At 72.8% G+C, this 19,088-nt stretch carries 16 protein-coding genes; 4 read left to right on the forward strand and 12 right to left on the reverse strand.

Annotated features, from left to right (window positions below):
* Positions 1 to 32 precede the first annotated feature (32 nt).
* On the forward strand, positions 33 to 1,238 hold the full coding sequence (locus tag CEQ11_RS10445; RefSeq protein WP_088478566.1) for a glutamate--cysteine ligase: 1,206 nt from the start codon (positions 33 to 35) through the stop codon (positions 1,236 to 1,238).
* Between the two features lie 3 nt (positions 1,239 to 1,241).
* Here the strand turns inward: CEQ11_RS10445 and tsaD are convergent, their stop codons facing one another.
* From tsaD to glgX, 9 genes are all read right to left on the reverse strand, one after another.
* Entirely contained in the window at positions 1,242 to 2,345 is a 1,104-nt protein-coding gene (tsaD, locus tag CEQ11_RS10450) for a tRNA (adenosine(37)-N6)-threonylcarbamoyltransferase complex transferase subunit TsaD (protein ID WP_369804925.1), read from the reverse strand.
* Positions 2,342 to 2,923 carry a GNAT family N-acetyltransferase gene (locus tag CEQ11_RS10455; protein WP_369804926.1) on the reverse strand — a complete coding sequence of 194 codons (582 nt, stop codon included), beginning with the start codon at positions 2,921 to 2,923 and terminating at the stop codon, positions 2,342 to 2,344. Before CEQ11_RS10455 ends, tsaD begins: the two co-directional genes overlap by 4 nt.
* 128 nt (positions 2,924 to 3,051) lie before the next feature.
* Positions 3,052 to 3,723 carry a tRNA (adenosine(37)-N6)-threonylcarbamoyltransferase complex dimerization subunit type 1 TsaB gene (gene tsaB, locus CEQ11_RS10460; RefSeq protein ID WP_088478568.1) on the reverse strand — a complete coding sequence of 224 codons (672 nt, stop codon included), beginning with the start codon at positions 3,721 to 3,723 and terminating at the stop codon, positions 3,052 to 3,054.
* 10 nt (positions 3,724 to 3,733) lie between these two features.
* Positions 3,734 to 4,324: a tRNA (adenosine(37)-N6)-threonylcarbamoyltransferase complex ATPase subunit type 1 TsaE gene (gene tsaE / locus CEQ11_RS10465; protein ID WP_088479019.1), complete on the reverse strand. Its 591-nt coding sequence runs from the start codon at positions 4,322 to 4,324 to the stop codon at positions 3,734 to 3,736.
* Between the two features lie 110 nt (positions 4,325 to 4,434).
* Entirely contained in the window at positions 4,435 to 5,712 is a 1,278-nt protein-coding gene (gene alr, locus CEQ11_RS10470) for an alanine racemase (protein ID WP_088478569.1), read from the reverse strand.
* A 17-nt stretch (positions 5,713 to 5,729) separates the two neighbouring features.
* Positions 5,730 to 7,454 carry a bifunctional ADP-dependent NAD(P)H-hydrate dehydratase/NAD(P)H-hydrate epimerase gene (locus CEQ11_RS10475; protein WP_088478570.1) on the reverse strand — a complete coding sequence of 575 codons (1,725 nt, stop codon included), beginning with the start codon at positions 7,452 to 7,454 and terminating at the stop codon, positions 5,730 to 5,732.
* Positions 7,451 to 7,813, reverse strand: a complete 363-nt coding sequence (locus CEQ11_RS10480; protein ID WP_088478571.1) for a holo-ACP synthase — start codon at positions 7,811 to 7,813, stop codon at positions 7,451 to 7,453. The genes CEQ11_RS10475 and CEQ11_RS10480 overlap by 4 nt, the downstream gene beginning before the upstream one ends.
* Positions 7,814 to 7,816: 3 nt before the next feature.
* Positions 7,817 to 8,557 carry a hypothetical protein gene (locus CEQ11_RS10485; RefSeq protein ID WP_088478572.1) on the reverse strand — a complete coding sequence of 247 codons (741 nt, stop codon included), beginning with the start codon at positions 8,555 to 8,557 and terminating at the stop codon, positions 7,817 to 7,819.
* Between the two features lie 3 nt (positions 8,558 to 8,560).
* Positions 8,561 to 10,696, reverse strand: coding sequence for a glycogen debranching protein GlgX (gene glgX, locus CEQ11_RS10490; RefSeq protein WP_088478573.1), 2,136 nt, complete (start codon positions 10,694 to 10,696; stop codon positions 8,561 to 8,563).
* Between the two features lie 325 nt (positions 10,697 to 11,021).
* On the opposite strand from glgX, the gene CEQ11_RS10495 reads away from it, so the two are divergent.
* Positions 11,022 to 12,398: a UDP-glucose/GDP-mannose dehydrogenase family protein gene (locus tag CEQ11_RS10495; protein ID WP_227718846.1), complete on the forward strand. Its 1,377-nt coding sequence runs from the start codon at positions 11,022 to 11,024 to the stop codon at positions 12,396 to 12,398.
* 147 nt (positions 12,399 to 12,545) lie between these two features.
* Here the strand turns inward: CEQ11_RS10495 and CEQ11_RS10500 are convergent, their stop codons facing one another.
* The 3 genes from CEQ11_RS10500 to glmS form a co-directional block, all read right to left on the reverse strand.
* Positions 12,546 to 13,841, reverse strand: a complete 1,296-nt coding sequence (locus CEQ11_RS10500) for a serine hydrolase (RefSeq protein ID WP_070637581.1) — start codon at positions 13,839 to 13,841, stop codon at positions 12,546 to 12,548.
* A gap of 73 nt (positions 13,842 to 13,914) precedes the next feature.
* On the reverse strand, positions 13,915 to 14,880 hold the full coding sequence (galE, locus tag CEQ11_RS10505; protein WP_087133602.1) for a UDP-glucose 4-epimerase GalE: 966 nt from the start codon (positions 14,878 to 14,880) through the stop codon (positions 13,915 to 13,917).
* A 243-nt stretch (positions 14,881 to 15,123) separates the two neighbouring features.
* A complete protein-coding gene (gene glmS / locus CEQ11_RS10510; protein ID WP_088478575.1) occupies positions 15,124 to 16,995 on the reverse strand; it encodes a glutamine--fructose-6-phosphate transaminase (isomerizing) in 1,872 nt (623 codons plus the stop codon).
* Positions 16,996 to 17,141: 146 nt separating this feature from the next.
* Here glmS and coaA point away from each other — a divergent pair, with 146 nt between their 5' ends.
* Together coaA and CEQ11_RS10520 are read left to right on the forward strand one after the other, a co-directional pair.
* Complete coding sequence (gene coaA / locus CEQ11_RS10515) at positions 17,142 to 18,134, forward strand: type I pantothenate kinase (protein ID WP_070637575.1); 993 nt, start codon at positions 17,142 to 17,144, stop codon at positions 18,132 to 18,134.
* Between the two features lie 11 nt (positions 18,135 to 18,145).
* Positions 18,146 to 19,042 carry a M15 family metallopeptidase gene (locus CEQ11_RS10520; protein ID WP_088479020.1) on the forward strand — a complete coding sequence of 299 codons (897 nt, stop codon included), beginning with the start codon at positions 18,146 to 18,148 and terminating at the stop codon, positions 19,040 to 19,042.
* Positions 19,043 to 19,088 lie beyond the last annotated feature (46 nt).

The raw sequence follows: 19,088 nt of genomic DNA on the forward strand, positions 1-19,088 counted from the left end.
CGGGGCGGCCGGGCCGACCGTAGGATGTCCGCATGACTCTGGACTTCGCACACTCCGACCAGTCCACCCTCGGCATCGAGTGGGAACTGGCCCTCGTGGACGCGGCCGCCGGAGACCTGCGCGCCGAGGCGCCCCAGGTGATCGAGGCCATGGCCCGGGCCGCCGGCCTCGCGGACGCAGAGGACAACCCGCATGTCACCGCCGAGCTGTTGGAGAACACGGTGGAGCTCGTGACCGGCGTGCACCGCACCGTGGGCTCGGCCGTCACAGAGCTCGGCGCGATCGCCGGGGACGTGTTGTCCGCCGCCGAGGCCCGCGGCCTGCACCTGTACTGCCAGGGCTCGCATCCTTTCGCTGAGCCCTACATGCAGAAGGTGACGGACAAGGAGCGCTACGGGCGCATGGTCGAACTGACGCAGTACTGGGGTCGGCAGATGCTCATCTTCGGCGTGCACGTGCACGTCGGCCTGGACGACGTCTCCAAGGCCATGCCCGTCGTCAACGGCCTGGTGAACCGCTTCCCGCACCTTCTGGCACTGTCCGCCTCCTCCCCCTTCTGGGCCGGCCTGGACACCGGCTACCAGTCCCAGCGCACGCTGGTGTTCCAGCAGCTGCCCACCGCGGGCCTGCCGTTCCAGTTCGAGGAGTACGACGAGTTCGTCGCGTGCGTGGAGGACATGGTCTCCTCCGGGATGATCGAGGACCCCACGGAATGCCGCTGGGACGTCCGCGCGGTGCCGCGCCTGGGCACCGTGGAGATGCGTGTCTGCGACGGCATGGCGACCCTCGAGGAGATCGGCGCGGTCACCGCCCTGACCCAGTGCCTGGTCCACGACCTCGCAGCGTCCCTGGACAAGGGGGCGACCGTTCCGGTGCTGCCCCCGTGGTACTCGCAGGAGAACAAGTGGCGCGCCGCCCGGTACGGCATGGATGCGAAGGTCATCATCGCCCCTGACGGCACCAAGGCGCCGGTGGGCGAACACCTGTCCGACGAGCTGGACCGCCTGGCCCCGGTGGCCCGTGAGCTCGGCTGTGAAGAACAGCTCGCCCATGTGCACACCATGATGGCGGAGAACGCCGCCCACCGGCAGCGCCGCATCGAGCAGGAGGCCGGCGCCGTCCCGCCGGTCGAGGGACAGGACCAGGACGATCACGTCGCCCCGCTGCGCGCCGTGGTACGCGACGCCGCGGCCCGTACCCGCCGGTCACTGCACGCCGCGCAGGGCCGGGCAGACTGAGCCTCAGACGCTGACGACCTGGACCGGAAGCCCCGGGTCCGCGCCGAGGTCGGCCGGGGACGGCTCCACGCCGTCCATGACCAGCCGGGCACCGAGCGCCGCGACCATGGCGCCGTTGTCCGTGCAGAGGTTCACCGGCGGGACGGTCAGCTCGATGCCGGCGGAGCGGCAGCGGTCCCCCAGCAGTCCGCGCAGGCGGGAGTTGGCGGCCACGCCGCCGCCGAGCAGCAGGTGCCGGATGCCGTGCTCGCGGCAGGCACGCACCGCCTTGGCGGTGATGACGTCCGCCACGGCCTCCTGGAAGGACGCGGCGATGTCCGCGGCGGGCACCTCCATGCCCCGGGCCTCGAACTGCTCCACTGCGCGGGAGACGGCGGTCTTCAGGCCGGAGAAGGACCAGTCGTGCCGGTGCTTCCCCGGCTCCTGTGCCGAGCCGACGAACTTGCCGGCGGTGAGCCCGCGCGGGAAGCGGAAGGACGTGGGATCGCCCTCCTTCGCCATCCGATCGATGACCGGGCCGCCGGGGTAGCCGGCCCCGATGAGTCGGGCGACCTTGTCATAGGCCTCGCCGGCGGCGTCGTCGATGGTGGAGCCCAGCAGGGTGACGTCCGTGCTGAGGGAGTCCACCTTGAGGATCTCGGTGTGACCGCCGGAGACCAGCAGCGCGCCGAGGTCCTCGGGCAGGGCATCGCCCCACGCCTCGGGGCGGACCCCGTCGATCAGGCCGACGCCCACGTGGGCCACGAGGTGGTTGATGCCGTAGAGCGGCTTGCCGGCGGCGGCGGCCAGGGCCTTGGCACCGGAGACGCCGACCATGAGGGCGCCGGCCAGGCCCGGCCCGGCGGTCACGGCGATCGCGTCCAGCTCGTCCAGGGTGACGTCGGCGGCCTCGAGGGCACGGCGGATGGTCGGGATGAGCGCCTGCAGGTGCGCGCGGGCCGCGATCTCCGGGATGACGCCACCGAAGCGGACGTGCTCCTCTACAGAGGAGGCGACCTCATGGGCCAGCAGCTGCGTGCCGCGCACGATGCCCACGCCGGTCTCGTCGCAGGAGGTCTCGATGCCGAGCACGAGCGGGGAGCAGGAGGTGGTGGACATGGCTGTCATCCTACGTCCGTCCCCTCTGCGGTCCTGTGCGCATGCGCGGCCGCCGCCCGGTCCTCGGAAGTGAGCTCCCGGCGCATGATCAGGGCGTCCTCGCCGCCCGGGTAGTACCGCCTGCGCGTGTGGATGTGAGCGAACCGGTGCCGCTGGTAGAGACGGCGGGCAGGCTCGTTGGAGGCACGGACCTCGAGCATGAGCGCCTCGGCGCCCCGGTGGGCGGCCTCGGCGACCATCCAGGCCAGCTGTGCGGTGCCCAGGCCGCGGCCCTGTGCCTCGGGGACGGTGCCGATGGTCTGCACATCCGCGATGTCCCCGGCGACCATGATGCCGCCGTAGCCGACGATGTCCCCAGGATGCTGGCCGGCCTCTGTGTCCGCGGTCTCGTCCCGGACGACCACACGGTAGTCACGGGTGGTGGGGCGCCCGGCCAGGTCCTCCGCCCCGTGGGGTCCGGACTGCGCGAGCTCAGCCTGGTAGAACTCCGGCGGCCAGGCGTCCAGCGGGAAGAGGACCTGCTCGTGCTGCAGCACCTCGGGGACGTCCCAGACGGTCATCGGGCGGATCAGGAAACCGGAGGGCACGACGGCGGCCGCCTCGCCGCCGTCGTGCGAGCGGCCCAGGAGCGCCGTCGGCGGCGGCGCGGGCGACGGATCCTCTGGCCCTTGCCCGACGCGGCGGACGTTCTCGCCTGCAAGCTGCTTCTCCCCCGTCACGCGGTGGCCCGCTTGCGGGGACCGGGGACCTTCGCATCCGACTCGCGCAGGTAGAGCGGGGTGAGCGGGCGCAGGCCGCGGCCGCGGCGCAGGGCCAACGCGGCGACCTCGCCGACGGCGGCTGCCTCAGGGACGGCATCCTCCCAGCCGGGGACGGCACGCACCTGGTCCGGGTAGAGGCCGGCGCCGGCGCCGTAGACGGGCAGGTCCGTGACCTCGGCGGCGCCGGTGACGAAGGGCCCGTGCAGGGTGGTGGCCTGGCCGCCGACCTGCACGTGGTGGGACCAGTAGATCTCCCGGCGGCGGGCGTCGATGGCCACCACGTACTCCTCCAGCCCCACGGAGAAGGCGTGGACGGCCGCGCGGTGGGCCAGGGCGTCCAGGCTGCAGACGCCGTGGACGGGCACGTCCCAGCCGAAGCCGAGGGCCTCGGCCGTGGCCAGGCCGGCGCGCAGACCGGTGAAGGGGCCGGGCCCCACCCCCACGGCGATGCCGTCCAGGTCCTTGCCGTCCACACCGGCCTCGGCGAGGACCTGCTGCACGGCCGGCGTCAGGGCCTCGGCGTGGGAGGTGGTGTCCGCCGCCGTCCAGCAGGAGCGGGTCTGACCGTCGGCCACGAGGGCGACCGAGGCGGCGGCGGAGGTGTCCAGGGCGAGCAGGGTGGGCATGCCGGCCAGTCTATGCCGGTCCCCTGCCGCCGGCTCCGCCGGCCAGGGCGGCGAGGTCCGCGTCGGCCCAGCGGGGGCCGTAGGCGCGGAGCACCACGGTGCGGGTCTCGTCGTCCCCGTCGCCGTCCTCGTCCGAGAAGTCGGTGACGATGCCGCCGGAGGCGAGCGGGCCGTCGTCGTGGTCCTCTTCCAGGTCCGAGCCGGTGGCGCGGAGAAGGTGCAGGTCCAGCCAGGAGGCGTCCGGGTCCGCGGGGAACCCGGCGAGGGACTCGGCCAGGCCGCGGCCCCACTCGACCACAGTGACCGAGTGCGGCACGGACTCCTCCAGGTCCAGGTCCGTCAGCTCGGCGGCCGAGCGCAGGCGGTAGGCGTCCACATGGACCAGATCCGGGCCCCCGTGCTCGGCCGGGTGGATGCGGGAGAGCACGAAGGTCGGCGAGATGATCCCCTCGCGCACACCGAGTCCGCGGCCCAGGCCCTGGGTGAACGTCGTCTTGCCGGCCCCGAGGTCGCCGGTGAGGACGAGGACGTCTCCGGCACGCAGCAGGCCGGCCAGCGCGGCCGCCACGTCCCGGGTGGCCTCCGCACCGGGCAGCGGCAGCTCCACAGTCTGCACCGGCTCCGGGGCGCCGCGCAGCAGCGAGTCCACCTCGGCCGAGGGGTGCGCCGGTGCCGGGTGGGAGGCGGCGGTGGGCTTGTGCGGGTGCTCGGTCACGGACGGCCCTCCGTGACGGCGGGCAGGTCGGCGGCGAGGGCCGGCGTGCCGTGGACGTGGATGCGCGTCAGGCGGGCTCCGAGACGGGTGACGAGCTCGTAGTTGATGGAGCCGGCGGCCGCGGCCCAGGCGTCGGCGGGGATGCCGGAGGCAGGGCCGAACAGCTCGACCGGGGTCCCGACGCGTTCACCGGTCCGGGAGGCGTCCGCCGCGGGGCCGAGGTCCACGACCATCTGGTCCATGGCCACGCGGCCGACGACCTCGAGACGGCGTCCGCCCACCTGCACGGGGGCGTGCGTCGCCACGCGGGGGACGCCGTCCGCGTAGCCCAGCGGGATCAGGCCGAGGCGGGTGGGACCGGCGGTGCGGTAGAGGTAGCCGTAGGAGACGCCCTGGTCCGCGGGGACCTCCTTGAGGTTGGCCAGGGACGTGCGCACGGACATGGCCGGACGCAGGCCGAGCTGCTCGGCCGAGGTGCCCTCGAACGGGGAGAGCCCGTAGAGCCCGAGGCCGATGCGGACCATGTCCAGGTGGACGTCGTCTCGAGTCAGCGCCGCCGGGGTGTTCGCCAGGTGCCGGATCACGGGTCGGTCCTCGCCGAGGCCGGCGGCCAGCAGCCGCTGGAACCCGGCGTGGAAGGCGGCCAGCTGGGCGTCGGTCTCGGCGGCCCGTGCAGGCTCGTCCGCCACGGCCAGGTGAGAGAACATGCCCTCCACGGACAGCACGCCCTCGGCCTGCAGGGCGGCGGCCCGGTCCACGAGCTGCGGCCACTGCGCAGCGGTGGCGCCGTTGCGGCCCAGGCCGGTGTCCAGCTTCAGATGCACGCGAGCGGTGCGGCCGACCGTGCGGGCGGCGTCTGCGACGGCCTCCAGGTCCCAGCCGGAGACGCCCAGGGTGACGTCCGCGGCCACGGCGGCGGCGAAGTCCGTGTGGACGGTGTGCAACCAGGCGAGGATCTCGCCGTCCACCCCGGCGGCGCGCAGGGCCAGGGCCTCGGAGACGTGGGCCACGCCGAGCCGGTCCGCCCCGGCGGCGAGCGCGGCCCGGGCCACCGGGGTGGCGCCGTGGCCGTAGGCGTCGGCCTTCACCACGGCCGTGAGCAGGGCACGGGTGCCGTCCGGGCGGGTGAGACGCTCGCGCAGGGTGCGCACGTTGTGGGCGATCGCGTCCAGGTCCACCAGCGCGGCGCGCTCGGCGGGGAGCCCGGCGGAGCCCTCCGCTGTGGGCGCGGTGACGGCGCCGACAGGGTCGGCGGCGGTGGGGTTCTCGCTCATGGAGGCCTTCCAGGTGGTCACGGGCGCAGCGCCGGCGGACGGCCGGGGCGCTGCGCGGCGGTGTCGATGCGGGTCGATGTCGATTCAAACAGGCCGGCGGCGGGCGGCCCGGTGCGCCGCGCGGTGAGGGCCGGACGCCACATCCGGCCCAGGAGAGCGGCGACGGCCTCGTGCAGCTGGCAGGCGCGCACCAGGGTCTGCTGCTGCAGACCGGCGGCGCCGGCGGCGTGCAGCCAGGCGCCGGCGGCGGCGAGGGCGGCGGCCCGGTCCCCGTCCACCGGGGCGGTGTCCGGCCCCGAGGCGCCCTCGGAGCTCGGCCCGGACGATGTCTCGGCGGCCCGTTCCGCCCGTGCCACGGCCGCCGCCAGCACGGCGCCGAGGATGCCGGAGAGCACGTCCCCGCTGCCGGCGACGGCCAGCTCCGGCCCGCCCTCGCGCACGCACCACAGCGCACCGGACGGGGAGGCCACCAGCGTCTGCGGACCCTTGAGCAGGACCACCGCGCCGGTGGCCTCGGCGAAGTCCCGCAGGTCCAGCCCCGGACCCCGACGACGGCCGCTCGCCTCCGCTGCGCAGGACGCCTGGGTCTGCCGGCCCAGACGGCTGCTCAGGCGCGCCCACTCCCCCGCGTGCGGAGTCAGGACGGCCTGCACGCCGGCCGCACGCAGGCGGCGCAGGTCCTCGGCGGTGACGAGCTCGAGGGCGGAGGCGTCCAGGACCACGGCGCCCCCGCAGCGCTGCACGGCCGCATCGAGGACCGCGTCGAGGCGCGAACCGGCGGCGGCGTCCGTGTCCAGGCCGGGGCCGACGACCCAGGCATGGGTGCGCTCGGCGGCCGAGGGCTCAGTCCCGCCGACGGCCTCGGGCCAGACGGTGAGGCACGCGGCGCGGACGGCGTCCGGGGCGGCCAGGTGCACCATCCCGGCGCCGGCGGCCAGGGCGCCGCCGACGCACAGCAGCGCGGCCCCCGGGTAGCGCGGGGAGCCTGCGGCCACGCAGGCCAGGCCACGGCGGTACTTGTGGGCGTCCGCCGCCGGGGCCGGCACCAGGGCGGCGGCCCGCGGGGCGTCCATGAGCTCCAGCCGTTCGCGGGGCCCGGTGGGCAGGTGCGGGCCGAGGCCGATGTCCGTGACGTGCACGTCCCCGGAGGCGGCGGCACCAGGCCCGACGAGCAGGCCGTTCTTCAGGGCGCCGAAGGTGACGGTGGAGGAGGCGGCGAGGACCTCGCCGGCCACGTCGCCGGTGTCCGCGTCCACCCCCGTGGGCACGTCGCAGGCGACGACGGCGGCGCCGGCCGGGACGGCGCGGGCCGGACCCGGAAGGACGACCTCGCCGGTGGCACCGGTGCCGAGGATGCCGTCGACCACCACGTCCGCGTCGGCGGGCAGGGCGTCGGCGAACCGGCCGCCTGCCGCGCGCAGGGCCGCCGCACCGGCCGCGTGGAGCCGCGGGGATCCGTGCTCGTCCCGGGACGTGGGGACCGCCGTGCAGGCCACCCCGCGGCGGCGCAGGAAGGCCAGGGCCCACAGGGCGTCGCCGCCGTTGTTGCCCGAGCCGACCAGGGCGGCGGCCACCGTGCCGGCCACCCGCCCCGTACGCTCGCGCAGCACGTCGAGCACATGCCCGGCCAGCGCCCAGGCGGCGCGGCGCATCAGCTCGTCGCCGCGGCCGGCCTCCAGCAGCGGGCGCTCGGCCGCGCGCACGGCGGCACCGGAGACGGCGAAGGAGTCGAGAGCGGTCATGGGCGGGCCTCGGCGATGCAGTAGGCGACGGCCACCGGACCGTCGTGGCTGAGGGTCAGGTGCCAGTCGGTCACGCCGAGCCGGTCCGCGCACTCCTGCACGGTGCCGGACAGGCGCACCTCCGGGCGGCCGTCCCCATGTTTCGGGCGCGGGACCTCACAGTGCCGCCACTGCATCCCGGCGGGGGCACCGAGGGCCTTGGCGATCGCCTCCTTGGCCGCGAAGCGCGCGGCGAGGGAGGCCGTCGGAAGGTCACGCTCGGCCGGGGTGAACAGGCGCTCGCGCAGGGCCGGTGCGCGCTCCAGCTGGCGCTCGAAGCGGGCCACGTCCACGACGTCCACCCCGATGCCCACGATCATCCGTCAGTCCTTCCGCGTCGCGACGCCCGGGACGGACGTCTGTGCCGCCCAGTCTGCCGGATCGACCGTCCTGGCCGCCGGAGACGACGCACCGACCTGCTTGAGCCGGTCCACCGACCACTGGAGCCAGTCCGAGTGCTGGTCGCAGCCCGGGGTGACCGCCACCTTCAGGAACGCGCCGGTCCCGTAGAGCGTCTGCTGCACCTGTGTGCCCAGGCCCTCCTGCCGGTGGTACTGGTACATGGCCACGGACTCGCCGGGACCGGACCAGCAGCGTTCGGCCAGGATGCGCGAGCGCTCAAGGTGCCGGCCATGGGTGAGCACGCCGAGCCTGTGCAGCCCCAGGGCCTCCATGCGCTCGGTGGCGAAGACGACCTCTCCCTGGGTGGTCACCGGGTCCGGGGAGAAGCACTCCACCGTCACACCGTCCAGGCGGGGATCCTCCTCTGCGGGCGGGCCGCAGAGCCTCTCGGACCCGTCCGGGCGCAGGTACCCGGAGACGAACAGGCGGTCCGTGACCCCCTCGCCCGCAAGCTCGAGGGCGGCGTCGTAGACGGCCGGGTCCGTGTAGAGCACCAGCACGGCGTCCACGTGCGCCGGCTCGTCCGGGGACGGGTTCGTGGTCAGCCAGAACCCCCATCCGAGGACCGTCGCCACCGCCAGGGCGAGGACCGCCGCCACGGCGGCCACCGCCCGCCTCAGGATGCGGTGCCGGCGCACCCCGTCCAGGTCCAGCGCGCCCATGAGTCAGACCTGACGCAGGACCACGGTCGAGCGGGGCGGCAGGTCCAGGACCTGGCCTGCGGTCACATGCGGGCCGTGCTCCGCGCCGCCGCGCAGGCCCTCCGGGTCGAAGGCTCCGGAGGTGTCCACCACGACTTCCCACTCCCCCGGGAAGAACGGACCGGGCAGGGTATACGGCACCGGCTCCCACCACGCGTTCATGAGGATGTAGAAGTCCTTCTCCGCCACGCTCGGCTCCTGGTCCGCCTCCGGCACAGCGTGGCCGTTGAGGTAGAACGCGATCGAGCGGGCGCCTTCCTCCCAGTCGTCCTCGGTCTTGGCGGCGGCGTCCGGTTGCAGCCACACGATGTCCGGCAGCGGAGCGTGGACGTCACGGGAGGCGGGGCGTCCGTCGAAGTGGCGGTGGCGGCGGAACACCGTGTGGTCCTTGCGCAGGCGCACCACCGCGGCGGTGAAGTCCAGCAGGTCCTCGTCCACCTCGTCCCAGTGGATCCAGGACAGCTCCGAGTCCTGGCAGTAGACGTTGTTGTTGCCGTGCTGGGTGCGGCCGAGCTCGTCGCCGTGGGAGATCATCGGGACCCCCTGGGACACCATGAGCGTGGCCAAGAAGTTACGCTGCTGGCGTGCGCGCAGGGCGTTGACCTCCGCGTCGTCCGTCTCCCCTTCGACGCCGCAGTTCCAGGAACGGTTGTGGGAGTCGCCGTCGTTGTTGTCCTCACCGTTGGCGTGGTTGTGTTTCTCGTTGTAGGAGACCAGGTCCCGCAGCGTGAAGCCGTCGTGGGCGGTCACGAAGTTGACCGAGGCGCCCGGAGTGCGGCCGTCGCCCTCGTAGAGGTCCGCCGAGCCGGTCAGGCGGGTGGCGAACTCGGAGAGGGTGCCCGGCTCGCCACGCCAGAAGTCGCGCACGGTGTCCCGGTACATGCCGTTCCACTCGGACCAGATGCCCGGGAAGTTGCCGACCTGGTAGCCGCCCCAGCCCACGTCCCACGGCTCGGCGATCAGCTTCACCGTCCGCAGCACCGGGTCCTGGCGGACCACGTCGAAGAAGCCGGAGAGCATGTCCGGCCCCTGTTCGCCCTCCACCCGGGTGAGCGTGGTGGCCAGGTCGAAGCGGAACCCGTCCACGTGCATCTCGGTGACCCAGTGGCGCAACGAGTCCATGACCAGCTGCAGCGACTTCGGGGAAGACAGGTCCACCGAGTTCCCGGTGCCCGTGTAGTCCATGTAGTGGCGCTCGTCGCCCTCGACGAGGTGGTAGTAGCCCTGGTTGTCGACGCCTCGGAAGGACAGGGTCGGCCCCCTATGGTTGCCCTCGGCGGTGTGGTTGTAGACCACGTCCAGGATGACCTCGAGCCCGGCGGCGTGCAGGTCCTTCACCATCTGCTTGAACTCGCGGACCTGACCGCCGAGCTCGTCTGTGGCGGCGTACGCGCGGTGCGGGGCGAAATAGCCCAGCGTGTTGTAGCCCCAGTAGTTGGACAGCCCCTTGTCCTGGAGCGTGGAGTCGTTGACGAACTGGTGCACCGGCATCAGCTCGACGGCAGTCACACCGAGGCGGTGGAAGTGCTCGATCACCGACGGGTGCGCCATGCCGGCATAGGTGCCGCGCAGCTGTTCCGGCAGGTCCGGGTGCAGGGCGGTCATGCCCTTCACATGGGTCTCGTAGACGACGGTGTCCGAGAGCTCGGTCTCCGGGCGCGCGTCGTCGCCCCAGTCGAAGTCGTCCTCCACCACCACTCCGAGCATGACGGCGCCCAGCCCGTCCGTGGTGTCCATGGCGTCCTCGTCCCCGAAGACGTAGGCGAACTGCTCCTGGCCCCAGCGGTGCTCGCCGTCCAACGCCTGGGCATAGGGGTCCACGAGCAGCTTGTGCGGGTTGAACCAGAGTCCCTGCGCCGGAGCCCAAGGGCCGTGGACCCGGTAGCCGTAACGCTGACCGTGGCCGACGTCGGAGACATAGGCGTGCCAGGTGGTGTCGTGGCGGTGGGTGACCTCGAGGCGTTCCTCGGAGCCGTCGTCGTGGACGAGGCACAGCTCGACGCGCTCGGCCTCACGGCCGACGGCGAGCGCGAAGTTGGTGCCCTGCTCGTCCGGGGTGGCGCCGAGGGGGTAGGGGCGGCCGGGCTCGATGGTGCGCATGGGTCTCCGTGGGGACGGTGGGCTGGGGTCTCGCGGACGGTCCGAGATCTGTGACGGACACGACCGGGTCCGGGCGCCTCGGCGCTCGGACGGGACTCATCGTAGTGCGCGCTGCCCGAGGTTCCCTGGACGGCAGGCGGCTGAGTCGCCCGGCGACGGGCGGCAGGACGGACACGCAGAGTTCAGGCGGCGTTGCCCCCTGGTCCACCTCTCATCACCGTCCTCTCATCCGGTGTTCTTAGCGTGTGTGCCGTCGCCGGGGATCCCGGCGGAATGCAGATGGACAGGACACTGCCGCCAGCAGGCAGAGGAAGGCGGAGGCATCGTGCGCATCTCCGTGATCGGCACCGGCTACCTGGGCGCCACGCACGCCGCGTGCATGGCCGAGCTCGGCTTCGACGTGATCGGCGTGGACATCGACCCCGCCAAGATCGAGCGCCTGGCCCGCGGTGAGCTCCCTTTCCACGAGCCCGGTCTGCCGGAGCTGATCGTCAAGCACGTGGACTCCGGCCGGCTGCGCTTCACCACGGACTATGCGGAGGTCGGCGGCTGGGCGGACGTACACTTCATCGGCGTCGGCACCCCACAGCGCAGCGGCGAGCACGCCGCGGACATGCGCTACGTGGACGCGGCCGTGACTTCCCTGGCCGAGTCGATCTCCAAGGATGCCCTGATCGTGGGCAAGTCCACCGTGCCCGTGGGCACCGCGGACCGCCTCGCCGGACTGCTGGCACAGCTGCGTGCGGCCAACGGCCTGCCCGGCACCGTGGAGCTGGCCTGGAATCCGGAGTTCCTGCGCGAGGGCTTCGCGGTGAAGGACACCCTGACCCCGGACCGGATCGTGGTGGGGGTGGCTTCCGAGCACGCCGAGCAGGTGCTGCGCGAGGTCTACGCAGCTCCCCTGGCGGCAGACACCCCGTGGATCTCCACCGACTTCCCCACCGCCGAGCTGGTGAAGGTCGCCGCCAACGCCTTCCTGGCCACGAAGATCAGCTTCATCAACGCCTTCTCCGAGATCACCGAGGCGGTGGGCGGCGACATCCGCACCCTCGCCGACGCCATCGGCCATGACGCCCGCATCGGCCGCCGCTTCCTCAACGCCGGCGTGGGCTTCGGGGGCGGCTGCCTGCCGAAGGACATCCGCGCCCTGCAGGCGCGGGCGGCCGAGCTGGGCCTGACCTCCACCATGCGCTTCTTGTCCGAGATGGACGCCATCAACCTGCGCCGCCGCGAGCGCGTGGTGGACCTCGCCGTGGACGTGCTCGCCGCGGACGCCGGCCACCGCAGGGCCGCCCCGGTCCAGGCGCTGCAGGGTGCCCGCATCGCGATCCTCGGCGTCGCCTTCAAGCCGGACTCGGACGACGTGCGCGACTCCCCCGCCCTGGACGTCGCCAACCGCCTCTACACGCTCGGCGCGGACACCGCTGTCTACGACCCTGAGGCCAATGCCAACGCCGCCGCCCGCTTCCCGCGCCTGGACTACGTGGACTCGGTCGAGGAGGCCCTGCGGGACGCCGACCTGGCGATCCTGCTCACCGAGTGGCGCGAGTTCCGGGAGCTGGACCCCGCCCGCGTGACCGAGCTCATGGCCACCCCTCGCCTGATCGACGGCCGCAACGTCCTCGACCGGGACGCCTGGGCGGCGGCCGGCGTCCCGGTGGTGGGCATGGGGCAGAAGGTGGTGCACGGCGCCTCCGCCTGAGCCTGACCGAAGCCCACGGCGAGGGTCCTTCCCGACGACGGCGGCCCGGGCGGCCGTCCCGCCGGACGCTGCCGCAGACAGCGCACAACGACGACGCCCCGCCCTGTCACCCGGATAGGGTGCCCTCGCACTGTGCCTGCGGTGCGTTCAGACGAGGCGGGCGCCGCGGGCACCGATCTCGGCCACGGCGCGGCGACCGGCCGCTGCGTTGCCGCGCACCAGGCGGTCGCGGGACGCCGGCGCCCCGGCGGCGTTGACGACGAACGCGGTGCGCATCAGGTCCAACTCCTTGGCGAACACCTGGTCCCAGCCGGCCTGCCAGTACGGGCGGCCGATGTAGGTGAACGCGAAGGCGCGCTCGCCGTCACGCGAACACAGTGCGAGGGAGACGGAGCCGAAGCCTGCGCCGTCGTGGCCGACGAGGACCTCGTCGGCGTACTCCGGGGCTGGGTCCGGCACGAGGAACAGCCCGTAGCCGTAGCCGGCCTGGACGGCCGGGCCGACGGGGGTGACCATGAGGTCCACGGTCTGCTGCGAGACCAGCTCGCCCCGCATGAGGGCCTGATAGAAGCGGGTGACGTCCGCGGCGGTGGTGTTCACCGCGGCGGCGGAGGCGAAGATCGACTGATCGATGGTCTCGAGGGCCTTGGCCTCGTGCGGACGCACGGCGGCGTCCTGCATCTCGGCGCCGCGGACGAGGGTGCCGTGCTCGAGGCGGGTGCGGTGCATGCCGGCCGGGCGGAAGACGCGGTCCCGGATGAGCTCAGGCATCCGGCGGCCGGTGACGGCCTCGACCATCATCTCCACCACCACGTAGCCCGTGTTGGAGTAGCCGTAGTCGGCGCCGGGCTCGAACCACCAGTCGGCCTGCTTCGCCAACTCGACGAGCTCACGCTGGCCGTAGTGGCGGGAGACGACCTCAGCGAGCTCGTCGAGATCCAGGTCGAAGAGGGACTGGCCGCGCATGATCACCCAGATGGCGTCCGGCATGCCGGAGGTGTGGTTCAGGAGCATCGAGAGGGTGACCTCATCCTCGTGCTCCGGCCACAGGCCGGGCAGGACCTCGCCGAGCGTGGAGTCCAGGGACAGGGTGCCGCGCTCGACCTCCTGCATGGCGACGGTGGCGACCATCCCCTTGGTGACCGAGGCGATGCGTGCCACCGAGTTCGCCCGCGCCGGGGCGTTGGCGTGCAGGCCGCGGGTGCCGGAGGCGGTGTCGAAGCGGCCCGCCGGACCCACCACGGAGCAGACGGCGCCGACGGCAGGCCACTGCACCACCGCGTCGAGGGCGTCCTGGATCGCCCGTTCATCCAGGCCGCGTCCGGAGTTCGGGTTCGGGCCCTTCGGAACGGCGGAGGCAGAGGAGGAAACGGTGGCAGGCAGCACCAGTCCGGCGAGGCCGGCGGTCATCCCCTGGGCGAACTGACGGCGGGTGGGGCTCATAGATGCGTCCTTTCACGGCGTGTGATCCCGATCACTCTGGCGGGTCCGGTCACACTCTACCCCTGCCCTCCCTTCAGCCCGGGGCTGCGCTGTGCGCGGCCCACGCCGAGGACACCATCTGAGCGAGCGAGTGGCGCATGGCCCAGCCCAGGTCGGCCGCGGCCGCCGAGCCGTCCGCCACGATGCGCGCGGGGTCGCCGGGACGCCGCGGATGGACCTCCGGGAGCACGTCCGCACCGGTCTGGGCCACGATCGCCTCGACGATCTGCCGCACGGAGGTGCCCGTGCCGGAGCCGAGGTTGTAGACGGGCCGCAGCCTTCGGCCCGCGGCCAGCCGACGTGCGGCCGTCACGTGGGCGGCGGCAAGGTCTGCCACGTGCACGTAGTCGCGCACGCACGTGCCGTCCTCGGTCGGGTAGTCGTCGCCGTTGATGCGCGGGACGCGACCCTCGGCGAGCGCGGTGAACACCAGCGGGAAGAGGTTGTGCGGGCTGGTGTCCGGCAGTTCGGGCGCACCGGAGCCCACGACGTTGAAGTAGCGCAGGGACGTGTGCCGGATGCCGCGGGCCCTGCCCTGGTCCGCGAGCAGCCACTCGCCGATGAGCTTGGACTCGCCGTAGGGCGACTCGGGTGCGGTGGGCGTGTCCTCGGTGACCGTGTCCACGTCCGGGGTGCCGTAGACCGCGGCCGAGGAGGAGAAGACGATCGCCTCCACCCCGGCGACCTCCATGGCCTGAAGCACCGCTGCGGTGCCCGCCACGTTGGTGCGGTAGGTCCGCAGCGGCTCGGAGACGGAGACCCCCGCATACTTGAATCCGGCCACATGGACCACGCCGGCCACGGACTGCTCGGCCATGAAGGCGGCGAGCGCCTCGACGTCGTTGACGTCGGCCTCCAGGAAGGGGACGCGCTCCGGGACGAACCTCCGGTGCCCGGTGGAGAGGTCGTCCACCACGGCGACGTCCATCCCCTCCGCCAGGAACGCGCGCACCACGTGCGCGCCGATGTAGCCGGCGCCTCCGGTGACGAGCCAGGTCATGGTTCCCTCCTCCCGTCCCGGCCTCGGTGCGGGAGCGGGCGCTCCCCGGCGGGACGACACCACCCTGCCTGCCGGGGATGAGGCCGCGGTGAGAGCGTCCGCGAGCTCGGCGCTCGGCGCGGCCGCGACGGCGGCGGGGAGCAGCCGACCCGGCGGTCACGAGCCCGTGGCACAGGCCCCGGAACGGCGACGGCGCCCGACCCCACGGAGGGGACGGACGCCGTCGTTCTCAGGCCGGGGGCGTCACTCGACGGTGACGGACTTGGCGAGGTTGCGCGGCTGGTCCACGTCGTAGCCCTTGGCGGAGGAGAGCTCCAGCGCGAAGATCTGCAGCGGGACGGTGGTCAGCAGTGGCATGAGCATCGGCTGGGTCTCCGGAACCTCGAACACGTTCTCGGCGTAGGCCTCCACGGCGGTGTCGCCGCGCTCGGCCACCACGAAGGTGCGGGCGCCGCGGGCGCGGACCTCCTGGATGTTGGAGACGACCTTGGCGTGCAGCGAGTGACGGTCCATCGGGGACGGCATCACCACGAACACCGGCTGGCCATCGTCGATCAGGGCGATCGGGCCGTGCTTGAGCTCGCCGGCCGCGAAGCCCTCGGCGTGGATGTAGGCCAGCTCCTTGAGCTTGAGCGCGCCCTCCATGGCCACCGGGTAGCCGACGTTGCGGCCGAGGAACAGCACCGAGGTGTCGTCCTTCATGGCGCGCGCGAGCTGCTTCACCTGGTCCTTGCGCTCGAGGATGTCCTCGATCTTGGCCGGGATGGCGGCGAGGTCGGCCAGGATGTCCTTGATCTGTCCGCTGAACAGGTTCTTGTTCAGCTGCGCCAGGTACAGGCCCAGCACGTAGGCGGCGGTGATCTGCGCCAGGAAGGCCTTGGTGGAGGCCACGGCGATCTCCGGGCCGGCGTGGGTGTAGAGCACGGCGTCCGACTCGCGCGGGATGGTGGAGCCGTTGGTGTTGCAGATGGACACCGTGCGGGCGCCCTGCTCCTTGGCGTAGCGCACCGCCATGAGGGTGTCCATGGTCTCGCCGGACTGGGAGATGGACACTACGAGGGTCGTGTCGTCGATGATCGGGTCCCGGTAGCGGAACTCGTGCGAGAGCTCGACCTCCACCGGGATGCGGCACCAGTGCTCGATCGCGTACTTCGCCACCGTGCCGGCGTAGGCGGAGGTGCCGCAGGCCAGGACGATGATCTTGTTGACGGCCTTGAGCTCCTCTTCGTCGATGCGCAGCTCGTCCAGCACCATGCGGCCGGCGGCGTCGGTGCGGCCCAGGAGGGTGTCCGCGACGGCCTGCGGCTGATCGTGGATCTCCTTCTCCATGAAGGTCTCGAAGCCGCCCTTCTCGGCCGCCGAGGCGTCCCAGTCGACGGTGAACTCCTTGCCCTGGGCCGGCTCGCCCTGGAAGTCGGTGATCTCCACGCCGTCTGCGGTGATGGTCACGACCTGGTCCTGATCCAGCTCGATGGCCCGCTTGGTGAAGTCGATGAAGCCGGAGACGTCCGAGCCCAGGAAGTTCTCTCCCTCGCCGAGGCCCACCACGAGCGGGGAGTTGCGGCGGGAGGCCACCACGCGGTCCGGGGAGTTAGTGTGCACGGCCAGCAGGGTGAAGGCGCCCTCGAAGCGGCGGGAGGCCAGCTGCATGGACTTCGTGAGGTCCTGCTCGCCCTCGTGGCGGTAGATGTGGCCGAGGACGGCGGCGGCGACCTCGGTGTCCGTCTCGGAGAGGAACTCGACGCCGGCGGCGACCATCTCCTCCTTGAGCTCCGCGAAGTTCTCGATGATGCCGTTGTGGATCATGGCGAGGCGTCCCCCGTCCGCGAGTTGCGGGTGGGCGTTCTCGTCGCTGGGGCCACCGTGGGTGGCCCAGCGGGTGTGCCCGATCCCGACCAGCGCCTCCGGCACCGGACGCTCCTCGAGCTCGGCCGCGAGGTTGGCCAGCTTGCCGGCCTTCTTGCGGTGGTACAGCTCGCCGTCGGCCACCAGGGCCACGCCGGCCGAGTCGTAGCCGCGGTATTCCAGACGACGCAGGCCCTCCATCAGGACGTCGAGAGCCGAGTGCTCACGCTCCTGCGAGGGGCTGCCGATGTATCCGACGATTCCACACATGGTCGGAACTCTACCGTGACTGCGCCGTCCGTCACCCCTCCGCCGGGCGCGTCTGCATGCCGGGTGCCCAGGGTCACATGCGGTGCCGCGCACCCCGTCGCGGACGACGGGCCGTGACCGCACCGGCTCCGTGGCAGGATGGACAGGTGGACACCGACAACACCGACGACCATCCGGCGCCGCGCTCGTCGCGCCCGCAGGAGCATCACAGCTCCCCGTTCGTGGAGTTGGAACGTCAGACCTGGGCCCGCCTGGCCTCCGAGATGGCGCAGCCGTTCGACCAGGACGACGTCGAGCGCCTGCGCGGCCTCGGCGACGCCCTCTCCCTGAAGGAGGTCGCAGAGGTCTACCTCCCGCTGTCCCGCCTGCTGAGCATCAAGGTGGAGGCCGCCGCCTCCCTGCGCCGCGCCACGGACGAGTTCCTCGGCGAACACACCCGCCGCACCCCTTTCGTGATCGGTGTGGCCGGCTCGGTGGCCGTCGGCAAGTCCACCACAGCCCGCGTGCTGAAGGAGATGCTGCGCCGGTGGCCGAACACCCCGCGGGTGCAGCTGATCACCACGGACGGCTTCCTCTACCCCAACGCGGTGCTCCAGGAGCGGGGCCTCATGACGCGGAAGGGCTTTCCCGAGTCCTACGACCGCCGGGCACTGCTGCGCTTCGTGTCCGAGGTGAAGTCCGGCACCGAAGAGGTCACCGCGCCGGTGTACTCCCACTTCTCCTATGACATCGTCCCCGATCGCGTGGAGGTCGTCCGTCGGCCGGACGTGCTGATCGTGGAGGGGCTGAACGTCCTGGCACCGCCGCGGGTGCGCGCCGACGGCACGACCGGCCTGTCCGTGTCCGACTTCTTCGACTTCTCCGTGTACGTGGACGCCCGCTCGGACTGGATCCGTGGCTGGTACCTCTCCCGGTTCCGGGACCTGCGCAAGGGCGCCTTCACGGACCCGCGCAGCTACTTCCACCGCTACGCGCAGATCCCGGAGGAGGAGGCGATGGGCATCGCGGAGAACCTCTGGGACACCATCAACGGCCCGAATCTGCAGCAGAACGTGCTGCCCACGCGCGGCCGCGCCGGACTGGTGCTGACCAAGAACCGGGACCACCAGGTCTCCCGAGTGCTCCTGAGGAAGGTCTGAGCATGCCGCGGATGAGGACCACGACGGCGGCGCTCGTGCTGGCCGTGCTGCTCGCCGGGTGCTCCGGCCCGGAGGGCGCCCCGGCGCCCTCGTCGCCGCCCTCGTCCCGCCCGGCCTCCCCCAGCGCTGCCGGCGACTCCTCCTCGGCCCCGTCCCCCGGGTCGTCCGCGCCCCTGTCGTCCTCGCCCGGGGCGTCCTCGCCCGCGACGACGGCCCCCTCCGCTGCCACATCGTCGCGCCCCTCCGGGTCGCCGACGCCCGCCCCGTCCTCGTCTGCAGCGAAGCAGTCGGAGCCCTCGGGGCCCTCGGAGCCGAGCCGCACGGCACGGGACGTGGACAGCGCGGACTCGCCGACCGTCGTCGTGAACAAGGCCCGACCGCTCGATCCCGTGGACTACGCGCCGGGCTCCCTGGAATCCGTGGACGGGGTGCCGCTGCGCCCCGAGGCCGCAGCGGCGCTCGAGGCCCTGCGGGCCGAGGCCGCAGCGGCCGGCCATCACCTCACCGTCCTCAGCGGCTACCGCTCCTACGGCAGGCAGCAGCAGGTCTACGCCGGCTGGGTCAGCCACCACGGCAGCGCCGAGGCCGCGGACCGGATCTCCGCGCGCCCGGGTCACTCCGAGCACCAGACCGGCCTCGCCGTGGACCTCGGCGACGCCGCCTCACCCGACTGCGATCTCGACGCCTGCTTCGGCACGACGCCCGCAGGCCGCTGGGTCGCCGCCCACGCCCACGAGCACGGCTTCGTCGTCCGCTTTCCGGAGGGCGCGGAGCAGGTCACCGGCTTCTCCGCCGAACCCTGGCACCTGCGCTGGCTCGGGGCGGAGGCCGCCGCGCAGGTCCATGCCGGCGGCGGCGTCGTGGAGACCGTCTTCGGCCTGCCGGACGCCCCCGGCTACCGCGGCTGACAACCACGGACACAGTCCTGATTCGTCCCGGCCGGACCCGGGGAGA

The sequence above is a fragment of the Micrococcus sp. FDAARGOS_333 genome, from assembly GCF_002206575.2.
GTDB lineage: Bacteria > Actinomycetota > Actinomycetes > Actinomycetales > Micrococcaceae > Micrococcus > Micrococcus lylae.